Below are 18,114 nucleotides of genomic sequence, written 5' to 3' on the forward strand. Positions count from 1 at the left end.
GAGCTTCTGCCAGAGTTAGGCTGCCGCGCGGAACGGCAGCGGGTTGAAGTAAGCTTGATCCGGGGTGCCGCGGTCAAGGCTCGAGTGGGGGCGCCGGCCATTGTAAAAGTCGAGGTATCGGCCGATCGAGGCGCGGGCGTCGGACACGGTGTCGTAGGCGCGCAGATAGGCCTCCTCATATTTGACACTGCGCCACAGCCGCTCGACGAACACATTGTCGCGCCAGGCGCCCCGGCCGTCCATGCTGATGGCGATGCCCTGACTGGCGAGCACGCCGGTGAACGCGGCGCCCGTGAACTGCGAGCCTTGGTCGGTGTTGAAGATTTCCGGCTTGCCGTGGCAAGCAAGAGCATCCTCCAGCGTCTCGACGCAGAATGCGGCTTCCATCGTGATCGAGACGCGCCACGACAGCACCCTGCGGCTGAACCAGTCAAGCACCACCGCGAGATAGACGAAGCCGCGCGCCATCGGGATGTAGGTGATGTCCATTGCCCAGACCTGGTTCGGTCGTGTGATCTCGATCCCGCGCAGCAGATACGGATAGATCTTGTGCCCGGGTTCGGGTTTGGTGGTGCGCGGACGGCGGTAGAGCGCCTCTATCCCCATCCGCCGCATCAGCGTTTTGACATGCCGGCGGCCGATCTTGCACCCCTCGGCAGCCAGCAGGTCTCGCAACATTCGCGAACCGGCGAAAGGAAACTCCAGGTGCAGCCGGTCGAGCCGGCGCATGATCGCGAGGTCGGCGGGCGACACCGGACGTGGTAGATAATAGACACTGCCACGGCTGATCTTCAAAACTTCCGCCTGTTTCGTGATCGGCAGGCCGTGCTCACGGTCGATCATCGCTTTGCGCTCAGCAGACCGGCTTTGCTGAGCGCGCCTTCTAAAAAATCGTTCTCCAGCGTCAGCTCCCCGATCTTGGCGTGCAGCGTTTTCACGTCCACCGCCGGCTCGCTCGTTCTGTTGCCACCGCCAGCACCAAATACCTCGGCCGCCGCTTCCTGAAGCTGGGACTTCCACTGCGTGATCTGGTTCGGGTGCACGTCGAAATGCTCAGCCAGCTGGGCCAGCGTCATCTCGCCCTTGATTGCGGCTAACGCTACCTTGGCCTTGAATGCCGGTGCGTGGTGCCGGCGGGCTCGTCTGCTCATCGTCTCTCCTGATTCGCGGGACAATCTTGCCCGCCGTCAGGCAGAAACTCCACTTATCGCCCTGTCCAGATTTCCGGAGCCAGCTCTATGCAACGTTGTCGCCCTTCGGGCCTCGGTGAGTTAAAGTGATAGCGGCGTTTGGAATTTCCATTCGGCGCGAACCGCGCCTTCCCACAAGGCCAAGAAGTCTTACGAGAAGGACCCACGAGAACCATCTGTATTTCCCAAGGGCTAAACTCTATTGGTCTAGTCAACGCGCGCCCTTTCACGAGTTGATGAAAGCAAGGGGCGATAATGCTGAAATCGCTCTACGATTCTGCAAAGGGGCACTTTGTGTGTCGATGCGCTCACGATGGATATCGACCCTTGGTGAGGCGAAAGGATTTCGCTTTTTGGATAAGGACAGACGATGGCAGTCGCAATGCAGAAGTTGCCGCATCATTTCGTGGATCACTGCGGGCCGATATGGAAAATGTCTAGCCTTTTCCGAATGATCATCAAATGTCACCGTCCAAAATCCGGTCCAATAAGGAAGAGTGCCCCCAATCGCCAGCACAGGCCACTCTTCGCTTATAAAACTTGATCCCGTTTGGCTCCTTAACTTACTCACAAACCTAATTACCTTCGCTTTGATCTCATTTCCAGTCTCTTCTTCTCTCTCGATGTCGTGGGACGCTGGCGATCCAGTCACTGTTGACGATACCGCCTCGCTGGCGAACGCCATCGCCAACCGCTGGGAATTATACGAAGGCCATCTTGGGCAAGATGTTGACCTCACGTACTTCTATATGAGTCAGGCGGATGCACGTATGTGTGTCCAGACTGGCAGCCTTACTGGCACCACGAAGGTGAGATCGACTACGCATCCGGCTGAGGCGCCGGGGTGGTGCATGGATAATGGGTATACCTGGTTCGTTGCCATCCGCAGCGACGCGCCCGACGAGAGTAACATCGACGTTGTCTCTTGGGGGCGCGCGATACGGGAGGAGGACGACGAGGACGACGAGGACAACAACGAGGACGACGAGGACGACGAGGACAACAACGAGGACAACAACGATGACAACAACGAGGACAACAGCGAGGACAACAGCGAGGACGACAACGACAACGACGATGACGACGAGTGATCAAGTCGCTGTCTGGCCTGGCATTAGGTGGTGTTGCGTTTGGTCGGTTTATTGTCTTTTGAACTTTGTTCACCTTACGAGTGTAGCTCGCTACACCTATCACCCGTCATGGCGGCGGGTTTGCTGTATTGTGAATTGATAAAAATGAAATAAGTCAAGCAACTATTGGTACGACTGTTGCTCCGTCGTTGTAACCCTTTTCTTTTAATCCCCTCCTTCGCACTATTGCACGCTATCAATATTCCGACTCTCGATTAAGCGAGTTAGCGCATTTGATCTTATTAGGTCATATACGGTGTATTTGGCACGGGCTTGCGAAGCACAAGTTGGGTTTAATACCAATCCGCCCAGGTGCTGACTCTAGGGGGCTTTCCAAATCAGCGGGTCGATGATTCAACATGGCAACGGGAGTTGCCATGGGCCAGCCGATTGCGGTTCGGACGGATTTGACAGCGGTTGAGGTGCGCCGGTTGGCGCGGCGGCGAAGGACAGCGATCAGGTTCGGCGGCTTCTGGCGGTTCTTCCGCATATTTGGTGCAAGACACGGAAGGTGCGAATTAGGCCATAAGGTCAGATTCGCAGTCGACGCCCGTGATTTGCCCCTGTTCCGTGCCTACCGTTCGCTGGTCTCCCCCGAGCTCACCAGTCTCCACAGCTCCTGTGGCACGCTGGATCTGGGGCCAGTACCATGCAGCGAATTGTCGCGTCTTGTTAGCATGCGTGCCGCATTCGCGTGGCCGGACATCGAGAGAGCCTGCAATCGGTTGGCGTATCTCGAAAGCGCGTCTCCGCGCTTGGAAAACGAGCCGCTCGACCTTGCGAACCAGCCAAGACGTTGTGGCAGGTCAGTTGCGAACGAAAAACGTAGAACACTAGTGATAAGTCACCGCCCTGAAACCAAAGCACCCCCAACAGCACATTAAGAGCAAGCGCGCGTCTCAACCATGAAGATCAATTCGAAGGTGTGTTTGCTACAGGCAGCCAACATATCAAACTTGCCAAAGTACCGACGGGTCCAAAAGTCATGCCCCTTTTGCTCCGAAAGAAGTCGGTTCGAGAATAACCAGACATTTCTCAGTGTTGCCGGTAGAAATGTCGTTACATTCCAAATCGCAGTACTTTGCCAGGACTTCGCAATGGTTGCACTCGCGGGAGTATGGCGGATGTAGTCGGCGCGAAGAGCAGGCACGCGTACGACCCCAATCCCGAGGAGGCTCACACCATGCAGATTTCTGTTTTCAGTTGTTACGTTAGGGTGGGTGAGTTGCGCGGCTGCAGCGCCAAGCCGATTTGAAAGTGGCGCTGCGCAGTGAGCATCGCTGCGAGAGAGAGATCTCGTCGATCAGCACTCGTCGCTCATCGAAGCCGACTAACGACCCGATCCAGCGGTTTCGCACGAACGTCGCCGATGTGCCCGCACTTGCCCGCGCGCTGTCTTGGATCTCACGACGCTTGCCGCCGTGGTACCGTCAAGAGAGGTGCACTCTCTAACTAAGCTCGATGTCGCAAAATCGGGCGGCATTTCGCGGCCGCCATCTGCGGTCGTTGCATGAGCGCCTCCCAGCGGCGCTTCGACTGAGCTTCAAACTCCCCCTGCTGCCACCATAGATCAAGGGGACGCATTCATTGAACGAAAATACCTGCTTGAAAAGCTATCGGAGTGTGGCTGTTCAAGCAGGATAGAGCCGCGCTTCTAGGCTTCGCAGGTCATTGTCGTCCAATGGACAATACCAAGGGCAGTTCGTGACGATTGGATGTTCAAGGGGGTCGGCAATGGAAGAGCTATTATTTCCGTCGATTTCCATCGTCCTTGTTCAGCACGATCGCCTTATGTCTTCGAAAGATCGCCGTTGCGCCGAAATGTTACGACGATTTTGCACATGGACTGACGTAAGGAAAGACCAACTATATGAGCTCGACGTCTCAATTTGTTGATCACTTGCCACAGCCAAGCAACTTCCACGGATCAAAGATTTCTGTCGTTTACTGCGATGGCTGATCTCCCCCGCTTTGAGCGCCCCGGCTTTGTTTCATCGGGCTCTCGGGTCACTCGTGATGAATCATATCACGACCCAAGTGCGTCGTTACGATGATTACCAGCGCCAGATCTTGCTAGCGTCGCAGCGCTTTCGGGTTAACACGGCCCTCAATCGGAGATGCGACGTCGCTGAACGTTGATTAGATAAGTTTTACGAATAAGCCCCTGCAAGAGGCGAGCCGATGTGATTGGAAAATGACCTTTCGATTCAAAACGACTGTGTACGGCCGTTCGTCTACGGTTATTTCATTGGCCTATCATTTTCTAGCAGTCCAGCAGGACGCAACGTCTTGGGGTCTGCAAAGGCCAACATTCGGCACCGCTCGCGAATTGTTAAGTTCAACTCCAATAAAGCGCGTCGGTGGCTCTCAGCGAACAAGCCCAGCATCTGCTCTATTTAAACCCTATCGTTTCTCTTGATCACTCACAGCGCAAAGCCAAATTCCATCTCACGCATCGCCGTTACTCCACCTACCGCCATTCCCCCCATGGCTGATCTTCCCCTCTTTGAGCGTCCCATCTTTGGTTTCAAAAAGTACAATATGGGGCCGCATGTCTTGACTTACACTTGGGGTCAACTGGAGCGTTATCATAGGTTCATCATCGAAACCCTGCTGCCGGCTCAGCGCACATGGGTTAACATGGCGCGCGATCAAGGATGTAGCGTTGCCGGTGCTGTACTAAGTGAGTTCGAGTCATATCCCTGCATGAATGATCCGGCGCAGGGTGATGTCCTAGAGCAGATTGAGACCCGCGTGCTGTACGTCTATCTGCCGGAAGAAGCTGCAAATAGTTGTTTGGAACAGCAGTCGCTGCAGCCCATTCCAGATTACATGTGCTCTGGGGACGGTGAGAGACAAGTCGTTGCAGTGGGGATTCCGCCGAATGTCCTTGCAGCATCCAAGCGAGCCATAGTGGCAATTTACCGACAACTTGGATGCGATCGGGTGAACACTGACGATATCAAGCGTTGCCTCGTCATTCCCCAGACGAACCTGATGACTGCTAATGGAGACGTCTATCGTCGCTGCCGTATTCCATATGACATAATCGCTGATGTGCCGGTGATGTTTACTTAGAAGATTGCTGGGGCCGAGCTTGATCTGTCATGGGTATTTCGTGTTTGTCGTCGGTTGTTCTCATGGGGGTGCGGGTTGTCCGCCTCCTCGATGACATCCTTATGTTATCTTCATTATAGTCGTTGTTGTGTTTTCTAATTGCCTCAACGTGATCGAGAGAATAATTTTTCGTAGACTTCGCGCTAAAATAGTAGTGCTACTGATTTCCCTTCGTTCGGAGCCTCTGTCAATAACATCATGAAAACATCGCGCGCCTGGGCGCAGAGACTCCCATGCGCACACTGCGCGGGTAAGCCCCGCGCCCAGTTGCTTCAAGGTTATCAGAACTATTTTGCTTGAAAGATAGGTCTCATTAAGTTGCGATTACGCTCGCTTACACGTACTTAAACTAAAGCGGAGCTCTTTATTGAATGTAAGAAAATGCCACGAGAACAGACGCGACTCCGCGTCGGACACATTACAAACAAATGAGACACATTAAATGAAAGCGAACACATAACACACACCCGAAACAAACACTTCAATGACCAGCGCCGCGCCCTAGTCGTCATCGCTCGCAACCTCGGGCAGAGTGCTGGGAAGTAGCACTGGCGCAATTGCTACCACATCAAACGATCCAAGCTCATCGCGTATAAACACTCCTTTCTGCTGGTCATATCGGGTCCAATCGGATTTGGCGATAACGAGGCAACAAGCAATATCTTTGGCTTCGACCGAAAGGCACTCAGCTGAGCGATACGTTTTCACTACCTCCTCTACAGAGGTATTCGCCGCATACGGTGGGATGTCCACTGCTAGCATCTTGCGGCGACCGTCGTGATCCAACACCCGCATGTAAATCGGAATGGGATCAAGGCTTTGCCCTTTCTGACATGCTTGCCCGACCTCTTTCGGAACGTAGATGTAAAGTAACTGGCGCACCGTCCACCGACCAGTTGAAGTCACCGTGGTTTCGATCTGCTCGAACCGATTGCTGCTGTTTGAATGATCCGTGCACGGATGGGTCGCAAGTTGTGCGGCGGAGTCGGCTTCGAGCCCGCAAGCCTGCGCAAGCTCAAGCCAACCGCGTTGCGCGGGAAGCAGGACGTCATTCATGAACTCTTCATATCTAACTAGCTGTGTTGCTAGATGACATTTCAATGTATCTCCGTCGGTTGCGGAGATGAGATCCAGAGTTCCAAAAATTGGACGGCGAAACGCGACGAGAGGCATGATGACATATCGCAGAAGAATCCGCTGGAAATGAAGTGCTGTGGGGGAGCTGAGTGCTGAGGCTTAAATAAGCGAAACCAGGCTGGGGTCTCGTCGTAGGCGTCGGCCTCAGTTCCCTATCAGCACGGTAAGTTGGCTTTTGCGAAACGGCAAAGAGTCTGCCTCTTGGACGCAGTGGTAATCTAACTGCCCCCTCAAAACGCTTAAAGGATCGTCACTGTCGATCACAATGCGCCGCTAATGCCAGACAGGATGGCGCCCGATCCAGACAACGCGCCTCATATGGCACATTGCTGCCGCACGACGCTTCGGCGGCCAATCGCAATCTCAAGAGACAACTCATGCGTTTCGGAACAGGTGCTTGTCGGGATTGAAACGCGAAAGTGACGTGTCCTAGAGGGCAACTCGGCGAGGCCGCTCTCTCTATCGAATCCGCGTCATTTCTGTGGTCTAATACCGGCGAAGGACCATCGGATCGCGCGGTCGTCGTGGGCGATCTCAATCGTCTGCCCGCCGGATACGGCGCAGTTCGAATGCGCCTTCGACCGCGGCTACATCCGGCGCGGACTGTGCGCCGGGGGCTTAAGCCCGCTCATAAAGAGCGTCGCCGCTCTGTGTGGTCAGCAAGTCGATATCGCCGCACGGGCCCAACTCATTTCAGGGTCTGTCGCTGGCGCTGCGTCACGCGCTGCACTTCGGCCCGCTTGAGACTCTACGTGGTGCGCTCCCCTGCTGCGAGTTGCTGCGCGGCGCGCATCCCGGGCCAGGCCTCTTTGGTCTCGACGCGGAGGACCCATGCCGGCCGTCGAAGTCGCAACAGTGGAATCTTTCGGCACGGCGTCGAAGTTTGCCGCCTGAACGCCCGTTTGGAATCGGCAAAGAGTTCTCGCAATGTAGTAGACCGGTCTAGCATTCGCGGGGCGAGTGCCCCAGCGCGGCTCCCCCTAAGCGGACACTGCCCGCATGCTGGTGGCGCCGAGCATTCCCGGGTGGTCCTCCAGATCGCGCCACGGCGAATTCCAACCACTCTCCGGACGGCACCCGCGTCAGCCAGCGCACAACTCAAGCGGTCAGCAGGTGATCACCTGCGTGATGGCCAACACATCAAATGTGTCAAAGCCAGCACGGTCGAACAAGCCCTTCTGCGCATCGTAACTGAACCAATCGGTGCGGGCGATAACAAGGCAGCGTTCGATCTGCTCATTCTGAATTTGAGTACATCCAGCTGACCGGTATTTTTCCACTATTGTTTCAATAGAGAAATCCCCGCTATCCGGCCGGATGTCCACCGCCACCAGTCTTTGTCGACCATCCGCACCTCTAAAGCGCATGTTCTGCGGAATAAATTCTAAGCTTCCCGCGCAAAGACACGCGCGTGCGGCATCATTTGTAGTGTAAACATACAGAACAGCGGGCGTTCCATCTGGGTTCCGGGTTATTTGTTCTAAGATGCCGCTCCTTGGATCATTCATGCATGGAAAGCGGGAGAACTCTAGCAAGTGATCGTAAGAGATCTCCCCATTTTCGAGAGCAAATAACCAAGCGCCCCTCACAGAGACAACCCAGCGCTGCTGCCGGGCCAGCAGCGATTCAAGGAAACCACGATACTGATTAATCGCGTTGGCTAACCTTGCTGTTAGCGTAGATGGAAGGGTCCTCTGAGAGAAGTTTACACCAATGTAGTGCGGCCGCTCAAAAGCTCGGGGGAGGTCAGTCATCGTACGATCACAAAGGGAAACGGAATGACAGAATGGAGAAGATGGAAGATGACCGTGAAGGATCTTCTAGGAAGCTTTGAGTGAACGCGGAACAAGATGTGGGGGCTAAATAGGGCAACGGATGACATCCCTCAGTTGTCACCATCATCGCGCTAAGAGACGAACACTTTGCGTTTCCTCAAAAGCCACCCGACTGCGCTGATCTGTACACGTTTCTTACGGCGCTTCCCTTTCAGCGCCAATTAAACCCTGACAAGACTTCACATGGCTCTCGTTACACGGCTCTCGTTGCATTTCAACGTCGGTCCTATAGGGGGCCAAATCGCAACCGACGAAGGCACACTGGAAAGCGATCTAGCTACGCAGCGTAGCCAAATGTAATGATTGTCTTAATGATGCCCTGCTGCCCTCCCAAGGCGTATGACTAGCGCACGACGCGCGGCTGTAGCTGTAGAATCAGACGACGACTTTCTTTGTCATCCGTGCATGAATTATGCGACTAGGCGCTCTTTTCTTGAACAGATCGAAACGACACCGGGTTCAACCGGCCGGCAAGCGGTGCGTCAGGCTCGTTCCGCCTGTTTCCCTTCGTTATGGACTAATTGATTATCGACCGTGTTTGGTATTGTTTGGATTATTTTCGATTATGTTTTCCAGTCACGTTCAAACAGATGTATGGCATGCAACTGGCAAAGCCTTAAGACCGTGCAATCTCGAAACAGTTTATCTAATGAGCCTTATTTAATAAAAATTCGATTGCCGCATAACGGCATACGACATACAACATTTCAACAACGCAGATGAAAGGCAGCTCGTAATCTCAACAGAAGGGCGAGCTGTTCGCGAGCAGACGAGGTCCAGGAGAAGCCGGCGTATCGCGCCGCAAACGGCGTGCCCACGACAGTGCCCGGCGGGCCGCAACTTCGTAATCCCAGTGACCAATTGGATCATGTCTTGCTGCGGTCTCCCACAACAGCTCACGAATCAACTTGAGTGCCAGGCGTGAGCGAGACTACAGATCAGCCTCCGCCCGATATTCAGTCGCCGATTGCGGCGGCACGCGCGGAGCGCGACAGGGCGGGGCCAGAGATTGACTAAGTCGCGTCTCCCGTTGGAGGGCCACGTTGGGCCCGCAGCAAACCGAAAACGCGAATCGAGAGAGTCTCGCCCTCCATCGAGCGCCTTGACCCTTGTACAGCTCTCGAATGAAAGCGTCGGACCAGTCGTGGATCGTATATTCGAGTAGCTTGTTCATCATCGATCGCCAGCGCGCGAGACGTTCCTCTCGCGGCATGTTCACCGCCCTAGAAATCGCACCGGCGATGGCTCTAGGATCGGTCGGATCGACGAGCAAAGCCTCGTTTTCGTCGAAGTCTTCGGCCGCTCCTGCACGCTTCGACAACACTAGCACACCCGGATCGTTCGGATCTTGCGCAGCGACATATTCTTTCGCCACCAGATTCATGCCGTCACGCAACGGCGTCACCACACCAACGCGCGCAGCGCGATAGAGACCCGCAAGTTGAGCCTGAGGGAGATTGCCCTTCCTATACAAGATCGGCTCCCAGCCGTCGTCCGCGCGATGATCGCGATTGATGTCGTCGACCAAACTCTCGATATAGGCACCATATTTTTCGTACATTGGGACATCGGTGCGCGAAGGGGTCGCGATCTGCAACAGCGAGACGCGGTGCGGATCGTCTGCCAATAGGAGATCGAAAGCTTTGATCCGGTTGTCGATCCCCTTGGTATAATCAAGCCGGTCGACACCGATTGCAAGCGTCGCGCCATGCAGTTTCTCCTGCACCGACGAGATTTCCGTCTTGTATTTCGCGAGCGATTTCACGGCATCTGCTGCGAGCTGCTTCGGGTCGACTCCAATTGGAAACTTTCGGCATCGCGTCAGGCCTTGGTTAGACCGTACGACACCATTCTTAGATTCAACTATCTCGCAATAGGCATGCGCACAGGCAAGGAAATTGCTCAGATCCCTATAGGTCTGGAAGCCGACTAGGTCGTACCAAAGCATCGAGTCCACCAGTGCGTCATAGTGCGGCACTTGCTGTATCACGTCAGGCGTCGGCCATGGCGTATGCAGGAAGAAGCCGGTGGCTCGGTTGACACCGAGCTTACGCAGCTCTTTGCCAAGCGGGAGGAAATGATAGTCATGTACCCAGAACGCCTTCCGATTCCCAAGGCCCGCCAGCGCTTTCGCCACGAAGGCGTTGACTTGGCAATAGCTATCATAGTGCTCTTCCGAGCACGGGATGATCCGCTCGGCTAGCGAATGCAACGCCGGCCAGAGAATCGAATTCGCAAAATGCTGGTAGTACCCACTATAATGCGTGGCCGGCAGATCGAGCATCATCACTTGGCCCCTGCCGCGCTGCTCGCAGACCGTCGTGTACTCACTACCATAGCCCACGTTGCCCGAGGACCCCATCCAGACCGCGCCGAGGCGATTCACGACGGACTCAAGGGCAGCGGCGAGACCGCCCGCCTTGGGTTCATCCGGATCGGCCGCGGCAACGCGGTTCGAAACGATGACAAGTTTCCCAATTGGCCACAGGGCCGCCGTGTCGATCCGCTGCCCCTCCTGGGCAGAGCCGCCACGGCGGGAGGGGCCTGGATCGGTTTGCTGCGCTCGCGCTAGCCGCGTCTCGCTCAAGGGCTGGTCAAAGGAGGGTTGGTCCATCTGTTGCTATTCCAACGGGGCGCTTCTCGTCCCAGCGCGACTCGGATTGCCCCGATGGCGGCTCTCCTCTTAAGAGAGAGATCCTATGGCCGAGGCGGGACGAGCTTCGCTAGGGGAGATTTGGAAGTCGCAATCTACCAAATGGCTGAAAGGGAGCTCGAAATGGCCGAGATAATGTTTCGCAGATAGCTGCTGCGCACTCCAACTGCATGATTGGAAGGGTCTCAATTGGAGGCAAAACTGTCGGGTGACCCTTCGAGAAGTTGAACGTGCTATTGATCTTCATTGGTCTTATTGCCCGTCGAAAAGGTAAATTACTGACGGAACGCATCGGCTAATTGGATCGTGTCACGATCTGTCACTGTGGCTCAATAGGAGGCTCGATGAAGAATCAGGGGCAGGTCACGGTCAATGTCGACGCTGGCTGAAATCGACATTGTCGCTATAAACCGATGGAGCAACTGAGGAGCTCTATTGCTATCTTTATATACGCCATTTGCTTTCCCCTTCCATCATTCCAAACGACCCCGCTTCTCTTCATATCTATTCTGCACATCCTCTTTCATTATGGCCGATAGCTGGCCAGCCTATGAGCGCCCCACGTTTAAAAGCGTCGATTTAGCGGATGTGGGAGATCGATCCGCTTTGGAGGCGGCGCTAGGCAGGGCATTCGAACACTACCGGGAATTCACCCGGCAACTTCTAACCTGGCAACAGAAGTGGGTCGCAACGGTTCAAGAGAGTGAAGATTCTCAGTTTCCTCCGGGGGCGTTCAAGGAATTCGAAACCGAACCGTGTATGAATGACTCTCCAGTTGACGAGCAGATGGAGTGCATCGATCCTGAAATCTCCCCCTTGTACGTCTATCTGACGGTCGAGGCTGCAGAGGCGTGCGCCAGAAATCAGAGGCTCGAGGACATTCCAGATACTCTCGGTGAGGACGAGGTGATGGCCCTCACAACGCCGCCGTATACGTGGACGTCTACTACTGCTAACAGTATCAAAAGGAAGTACCACAAGCGTGGATACGACATGGTCACCCGGGGAGACATTAAACACTTCATCGCCATCTCTTCCACCGACTGCTTCGAGCATGAAGACGGAACCATTTGGACACACCCCAAAGATGGTCGCCGCTTTGATATCGTGGCTTACGGACGGGCGAGCACGCAGCACATCCGATCGCGCTCTCGACGCAGACGTGATCGCGAAGCACGCCTGAGGACGATCGTCACCCGCTCCAGCCAACCCGCGGAAGGTCAGCCCAAACAGTCCGCCCCGATGAGGAACAGATCGAAGCCGCTCACGATCAATGATCTACAGACTTTAGGGCCGACAACGAGAGCGCCACGTCCTCGCGATGCCGAGTCATCGCGACATAGGTAAGGTGGCGGTCGAGCGAGAGGCTCGCCAGCACTTTCACCCGGTCGACGGTCGCGACCTGGGACCTATGAATGGTCGTGGCGTAGCCGTGATCGACGTGGGCGTAGAACCGCTGATCGACCTCGACCCGCTGGCGCTGCCCGCCTCGCCAATCTCGGCGATGAAGCGCCTGAGCTTGGCTTCGACGACCTTGCCGATCATGCCCCGGGCGAGCTCTCGTTCTGCAGGAGCACGATCTGATCGCCGACGGCAAAGCGGAGCTCGCCGTCCGCGGTCCGGAACGCATGTCCTCCCTGAGGAGGCCGCGCTCGATCAGCTTGCCGCGCGCCAGATCGTTGAGGGCGCGCACATCGGGGCGCAGATGTGCGAGGATCAGCGAGGTCTGCGCCGAATCATAATCGCGGTTTCAGTCCGCGACCAGGTTGTCGATCGCCTGGGCCTTGAGCTCGGAGCCGAGAATGCGGCCGTGGGCGCGATAGGCAGGGAGGCATCGGCGATGCACCCTCGCGCGAGATCAAGCGAAGCGTCCCGCATCCATTGCGCGTGCTGGCGATAGATCGTCACGAGCTCGGCATAGCCGATGCGCTCGGCCATCGACCGTGAGGCGGCACCCGCTTCAATTGGCTGAAGCTGGTCGGGATCACTGACCAGGACGAGTTTTCACTCCGGGATGCGGTTTCCACGAAGGTCGCCATTTGCCGCGAGGCGATCATGCCGGCCTCGTCGATCACCATGACGGTCCGCCCATAGAGGGCGTCACGGCCGTTCTGCCAGCGCAGCTCCCACGACGACAACGTACACGAAAGGATCCTCGCTGCGCTCGACAGGGCCTCAGTGGCCGTGCCGGCAGGCACCGCGCCAATGACGCGATACCCTGCCGCTTCCCACACGTCGCGCGCCGCGCGCATCATTGGGAGCAGTCCGTCTCCAGTCGAATCGAATGCACGGCTGATCCCGGCCTTGCGGCAGATGTCTGCCGCCGCAATCCTGCAATGGCCCTTCTTCAGGAAGAATGCCCTTCTGGACGCCCGGATTCTTGAGGCATGCATCGTTGTTGCGCTCCTCCAGCCAATGGAATGCGGAAGCGAAAGCTCTGCCGAACAAAGCTCCGGTTTGCCGGCCTCAACTCACCATATGACGGATTCAACCCGTTTTTTTTTGGGAATCGCGGGGCTCAGCTCACGCGCCATCAATAGATGGCTACGGTGCTTTTCACGTGAGTTTCACGCCTGCTTCTTCTGATCCTTCGTATTGATTTCTTGCAGACGCTAGACGGTCAATGACGCGGGTTACCAGGACTTTTATGCTTGAGCATCAGAAGAATGCATCCGTAGCGAACTACAGGAATGATGCCGTCATTCGACCTCGACGCCGAGCCTTAGTCGCGGGGATTAACGACTATCAGAGCAGTGCCAATAACCTTCCGAGCTGTATCAACGACGTCAATGCCTTCGTGGAGGTCCTCCAAGAGGATTACGCATTCGATGAGATCGTCCGACTTGTCGATTCCGAGGCCACCCTAGCCCATGTATCAGCCACGCTACGGCAGCTAATCGCTGGGGCAACGCCGGACGATCGGTTGGTTTTCTTCTTTTCCGGTCACGGATCGAATGAATTGAGAGACGGTGTCATCAAAGAATGCGTTGTTCTCTATGACGGATTTCTTTTCGATGACGCGATCAGTCAAATGACGCAAGCTTTGCCGCCGGGAACGCTTACGCTCGTTATGGACTGCTGCTTCTCGGGTGGGCTCGATAAACGCTCAATGGCTCCGATGTGCAAACATTTCGGCATAGCTCAAGAGGCCAAGGTCAAGGCATACACGCGTCCGGGCCAGTGTGTCGATCACCTCCCATCGCAAGCCGGCGCACACGCAATCAGACGTTTTGGCGGACCAGCCTTGATCCGTAGTTCTTCCCCTATCGCCACTGCTCTTGATCCCGCGATCGACTTCCAGGATATCGCGTCTGCGCCGCCACCGGACAAGATCGGGCGCGTGCAGATAAAGGGCGTACTTCTGTCCGCCTGCAGAGAAACGGAAACGGCGACCGCGAGCACCGCATCAACCGAGGGGAAGTCGGCCTTCACGTTTGCCCTGCTCCGTTCTTTGAAGAAGATTGGCGTGGGAGCAACGTTGGTTGAACTCATACGAGCCACGGCCTCAACGATCCAGAGTATCGGGCTTACCCAAACTCCTCTTCTAAAAGAACCCGAGCTTCCGGCCGGCATACGCTTCCGTTCGTTCATAGACTTGGCGCCTAAGGATGTCGCGGACTAGCAAGCCACAATCGACCTCCCAACATGCCAGTACGACACGTACCATACCCTTATTAACTGGAGGATCATCAATGGACGAACGAACGCTCATTCCACTTCTACTTAATGTAGCGAATAAGAACGATGAGGTCGGGCGGCTTCTTTTCAGTATTTTGACTCCCGCGATCGGCTCCCTGTCCGGAGAGATCGCGATTGAGCCGCCCGGCCCACTCGACAAAGCTCCGCTCGGGGGCCGCGCGTCCATCGCGCGTGGCTTGGCCAACCGTCCGGCCGCTGCCGGACAAGAGATGCTCGGGATTGACCATGCGATCCTAGTTCCAGCGATCGCATCAATGGTTACAACGATAAACGGCGAGCAGCCCGGCGCAGTTGACAAGGGTCTGGCCGGTTTCGCCTTCCGCATTGCGCGCGAGCTCGCTCCCGTAATTGGCTCGGTAGTCAGGGGGGCAATGAAAGACCACCAGCCGGGCTGAGGGTGTTGAGCTGGATGAGTTTTTCAGGAGGAAGCTCATCCAGCCTATCCCACGAAAAAGCAAAATCGAGGTCCATGGGAAAAGCTGGCTTCCGTTTGGATGTAGGCATCTCTGCATACCTCTCTAACCCTATGTAGCCACTTCCGCATTCCAACTAAGGGCAGCATCGACGATGGCACAGCCTGACTCTAAAGTTACCAAAATTACTCGCTTCGAGGCATTCATCGGCGGGGCTTGGCAAGCCTTTGAAGGTGAAGTTGTCCGCACCAAGGATGTTGTCTCAGTGAATCGTGAGGTTCACTCCACTGATGGCACGTCCTTCCGTGTAACAAATGTCTTTAATGTATCGCATCTCGAGGCGTATGCTTTCGGATCGCCGCTCGATGTTGGAGTACGCGGGACGAAAGCATGAAGTTGCCCAGAAATGAAATAGACCCGCGAAACGGGACCATGTGAAGCTGAAATAGGAGACAAGATTTTAGCCACCCGTGAACGAGCCTCTAAGCGACTGAGCTTACGGCACGTTTTTTTGGGGGGCGTTGGAATTTGCAGGGTTTTGAGCCTTGAGCGCGCCAACCCTGGCAAATGCGTTTCTGGATTCCCCGTCGCAATGAACTCCGCTCGTATGGTGCCATCGGAGGGACGATGCGGCCGGAGAACCACCGGGAATCCAATGACCTGTCTCTGGCACGGCCGGACCAGATCATCAATATGAAGCACTAGCTCGTCCTTTTTCCCGGCAAGGCCGATCGGGACTGGATCGATGGCGAGATCGGGCCGCTCTACAGCGAGAACGGCAGGCCGGCGATCGCGATCGTTTCATAACCGGGCTGTTGCTGCTCAAGCACATCTTCGGATCATCCGCGACATCAGATGCAACATCGAGGGCCAGCCTGCACTGCAGGAGTCCTTCGCCTTCCGATTCGCGCGGCCAGCCGGATTTGCTCGCAGCAGGCAGCGCTAGCGCGCGTGGGAGTTCTATCCTTCTCTGGTTGCGGAACTGGTGCAAGACGATTTTGGATATGCAAGTATGTGATCGAATGCGTGCTTCTATGAGGCCTTCATAAGCAGCCTTCAGATCGCCCGCCAGTAGGTTGATCTGCCGATCAGTCCAACTATTTTCGAGCTCGGAGCCCAAAGAAGCTGATCTTCCTGATCCAGGATCATTCGGCCGTTTTCCGATGCGAGTCGTGCCTTCTCGCAGTCCCCGACTACCGGTGTCAGATCCAGGCCCGCGCGGCGATGATCAGCCGAGGGGCTACCGCGATGGCAACGGTCCGCATGACAGCGTCTCTCTACAACATCAAATCAACGCCGGACTCGCCGCCGTCGCTGAGCACTAACCTTGCCCCTTTGGCTTGACCTAGTCATCGACGCCTGCACGTGCTGCCTTAGGGGGAGGGCTACCTGGTCAATCACAAGAAGCTGTTCCGGCTCTCCCGGGTAGAGAAACTCACGGTACTCCGCCTTGGCAGCCGCAAGCGAGAGAGTCGAGCGTCAGTGTTGGTGCCGACGGCCCGCAACGACCGCAGGTCGCTCGACGTCGCCTCGGATCACCTCACTGAGGCCGATGCTTTCGTGTCTTGGCCGTGATCGATGCTTGCACCCGCGAGTACCTGGCGCTTGTGGCCGACACCTCGCTGTCGGGTACTCGGGGCTCGGGACCCAGGCCGGTTGATTATCAAGCGCGGCACGCCCAAAATGGTGGTCAGAGACAACGTACCGAACTCACCAGCAACGCCAGACTGACGCGGGCAAATCAGAGCCGCGCCGTCTGGCACTACATCGCGCCCGACAAGCCTATGCAGAATGCCTACATCGAGAGATTCAATAGGTGGCTATTGGACGAACTCTTGAAGAGACACTATTCACATCGCTTCCCCAGGCTCGCGTCACGCTTGGATGCTGACGGGCCAACCACAAACGCATCCGACCCTACTCGCAGTCCGGATGGCAACGCGATCTGAGGTCGCGCGCAACTTTTAATCCGCGCCTGGATCCGTCGCTGCGCTATCCGAGGCTCCGGCCAGCTCCCGTTGCTACCACCGTCCAACCGGGCAAAGCCAACCGCTAGGGCGAAGCCGGGATTTGATAGATGGGGGCAAGGTCAGCGCCTCTCCGACACCTGGGCAAAGTCGGCCGCATAAATTGTTGTCCTCGAATTGGACGGGCCCCGCACCAACTCCCTTCCGCGCCGGTGCGGACAATTGCACCACGCCCAAGCACATACGAATTTGTTCGATCGAGTGAACGTCGCGATACGCATATCGATCCACCGGTCGAACGCCTGATCTAGGCCACGCAGTGTCTCTAAAAATACGCTTGGATCCTGCCGGGGAGAACAAGCTAAGCGATGAAGTTCGTTGGAGAGGCCGATCCCTTCGATCCAGACCTTGCCGGTCTGCAACGTCACGCGGTCATTTTCGATGCAAAGCAATTCTGGACTGATCGCGCCGATGCTTCGTCTCAACTCGAAAAGGCTTTGCCGCAGACTAGCGCGCGCCTGTTCTTCCCAACGCGTACTCCAGAGCAACCCCGTAAGGCGGCGCCGCGAGACGGTCGGCTCCCCGCACATGGCCAGATAAGCTAGAATCCCTTGCGCTTTGCGACCTCGCGGCAGAACGCTCTCGCCCGTCTGGCACGACGCCTGCATTGCGCCGAACACGTGCAGTCGCAGCCGTGGCCGAACCTCCTCCGAGCAGACACCCGACATCAATTCTCCTTAGCTCGATGCTACTGAATCTATCAAATCACATCGCAAGATGGAAGAGTGGCGCAGCAATCTCGAACCTTCGAATTTGTGCGCATTAACGCCACTACTCGGCATCTTCACTGCGGTCTCCATGACGGGCAGCAGGCTTCGTCAAGTATCGAGCCAACGCCCGAGTGCACCTGTTACTATGAGCCGCGCAGACGCACGTTTAACGTGTTATTCACGCCAAATATCCTTTTCGAAAG

General features: G+C 56.1%; 11 protein-coding genes and 3 pseudogenes. 8 read left to right on the forward strand and 6 right to left on the reverse strand.

The window, feature by feature from the left end:
• Nucleotides 1–15: 15 nt before the first annotated feature.
• Nucleotides 16–1,151, reverse strand: a protein-coding gene (locus tag AYJ54_RS22475; RefSeq protein WP_136623864.1) for an IS3 family transposase whose coding sequence is annotated in 2 segments (ribosomal slippage) — nt 16–893 and nt 893–1,151 — 1,137 coding nt in all. Because the reading frame shifts where the segments join, the coding sequence is not laid out codon by codon here.
• Between the two features lie 890 nt (nt 1,152–2,041).
• Here AYJ54_RS22475 and AYJ54_RS49615 point away from each other — a divergent pair.
• On the forward strand, nt 2,042–2,281 hold the full coding sequence (locus AYJ54_RS49615; RefSeq protein WP_136623865.1) for a hypothetical protein: 240 nt from the start codon (nt 2,042–2,044) through the stop codon (nt 2,279–2,281).
• Nucleotides 2,282–4,807: 2,526 nt separating this feature from the next.
• A complete protein-coding gene (locus AYJ54_RS22490) occupies nt 4,808–5,398 on the forward strand; it encodes a RolB family protein (RefSeq protein WP_063702295.1) in 591 nt (196 codons plus the stop codon).
• A gap of 540 nt (nt 5,399–5,938) precedes the next feature.
• Here the strand turns inward: AYJ54_RS22490 and AYJ54_RS22495 are convergent.
• The 3 genes from AYJ54_RS22495 to AYJ54_RS22505 all read right to left on the reverse strand — a co-directional run bounded on the left by AYJ54_RS22495 (nt 5,939) and on the right by AYJ54_RS22505 (nt 11,023).
• A complete protein-coding gene (locus tag AYJ54_RS22495; RefSeq protein ID WP_063702296.1) occupies nt 5,939–6,610 on the reverse strand; it encodes a RolB family protein in 672 nt (223 codons plus the stop codon).
• A gap of 1,070 nt (nt 6,611–7,680) precedes the next feature.
• Nucleotides 7,681–8,328: a RolB family protein gene (locus tag AYJ54_RS49620; protein WP_136623866.1), complete on the reverse strand. Its 648-nt coding sequence runs from the start codon at nt 8,326–8,328 to the stop codon at nt 7,681–7,683.
• A gap of 1,012 nt (nt 8,329–9,340) precedes the next feature.
• Nucleotides 9,341–11,023 (reverse strand): alpha,alpha-trehalose-phosphate synthase (UDP-forming), encoded by a 1,683-nt coding sequence (locus AYJ54_RS22505; RefSeq protein ID WP_063702300.1) that lies wholly within the window; start codon nt 11,021–11,023, stop codon nt 9,341–9,343.
• A gap of 567 nt (nt 11,024–11,590) precedes the next feature.
• Here AYJ54_RS22505 and AYJ54_RS54030 point away from each other — a divergent pair.
• A complete protein-coding gene (locus tag AYJ54_RS54030) occupies nt 11,591–12,409 on the forward strand; it encodes a RolB family protein (RefSeq protein WP_063702303.1) in 819 nt (272 codons plus the stop codon).
• Here the strand turns inward: AYJ54_RS54030 and AYJ54_RS47595 are convergent.
• Nucleotides 12,366–13,359: pseudogene (locus AYJ54_RS47595) on the reverse strand (AAA family ATPase); the annotation flags it as partial. The gene AYJ54_RS54030 and the pseudogene AYJ54_RS47595 overlap by 44 nt on opposite strands.
• A gap of 350 nt (nt 13,360–13,709) precedes the next feature.
• On the opposite strand from AYJ54_RS47595, the gene AYJ54_RS22525 reads away from it, so the two are divergent.
• The 5 genes and pseudogenes from AYJ54_RS22525 to AYJ54_RS52570 all read left to right on the forward strand — a co-directional run.
• On the forward strand, nt 13,710–14,684 hold the full coding sequence (locus AYJ54_RS22525; protein WP_161491217.1) for a caspase family protein: 975 nt from the start codon (nt 13,710–13,712) through the stop codon (nt 14,682–14,684).
• A 70-nt stretch (nt 14,685–14,754) separates the two neighbouring features.
• The gene (locus tag AYJ54_RS22530) at nt 14,755–15,156 is read left to right on the forward strand and encodes a hypothetical protein (RefSeq protein ID WP_063676413.1); all 402 of its coding nucleotides are present in this window, start codon (nt 14,755–14,757) and stop codon (nt 15,154–15,156) included.
• A 172-nt stretch (nt 15,157–15,328) separates the two neighbouring features.
• A complete protein-coding gene (locus AYJ54_RS49625) occupies nt 15,329–15,568 on the forward strand; it encodes a hypothetical protein (protein WP_136623867.1) in 240 nt (79 codons plus the stop codon).
• A 233-nt stretch (nt 15,569–15,801) separates the two neighbouring features.
• Nucleotides 15,802–16,019 (forward strand): annotated as a pseudogene (locus AYJ54_RS51360) (IS5/IS1182 family transposase); the annotation flags it as partial.
• 505 nt (nt 16,020–16,524) lie between these two features.
• A pseudogene (locus AYJ54_RS52570) lies at nt 16,525–17,230 on the forward strand (integrase core domain-containing protein); the annotation flags it as partial.
• A 33-nt stretch (nt 17,231–17,263) separates the two neighbouring features.
• Here the strand turns inward: AYJ54_RS52570 and AYJ54_RS22535 are convergent.
• On the reverse strand, nt 17,264–17,869 hold the full coding sequence (locus AYJ54_RS22535; protein WP_063676415.1) for an AfsR/SARP family transcriptional regulator: 606 nt from the start codon (nt 17,867–17,869) through the stop codon (nt 17,264–17,266).
• Nucleotides 17,870–18,114: the final 245 nt, after the last annotated feature.

The sequence above is a fragment of the Bradyrhizobium centrolobii genome (assembly GCF_001641635.1).
GTDB classification, from domain to species: domain Bacteria; phylum Pseudomonadota; class Alphaproteobacteria; order Rhizobiales; family Xanthobacteraceae; genus Bradyrhizobium; species Bradyrhizobium centrolobii.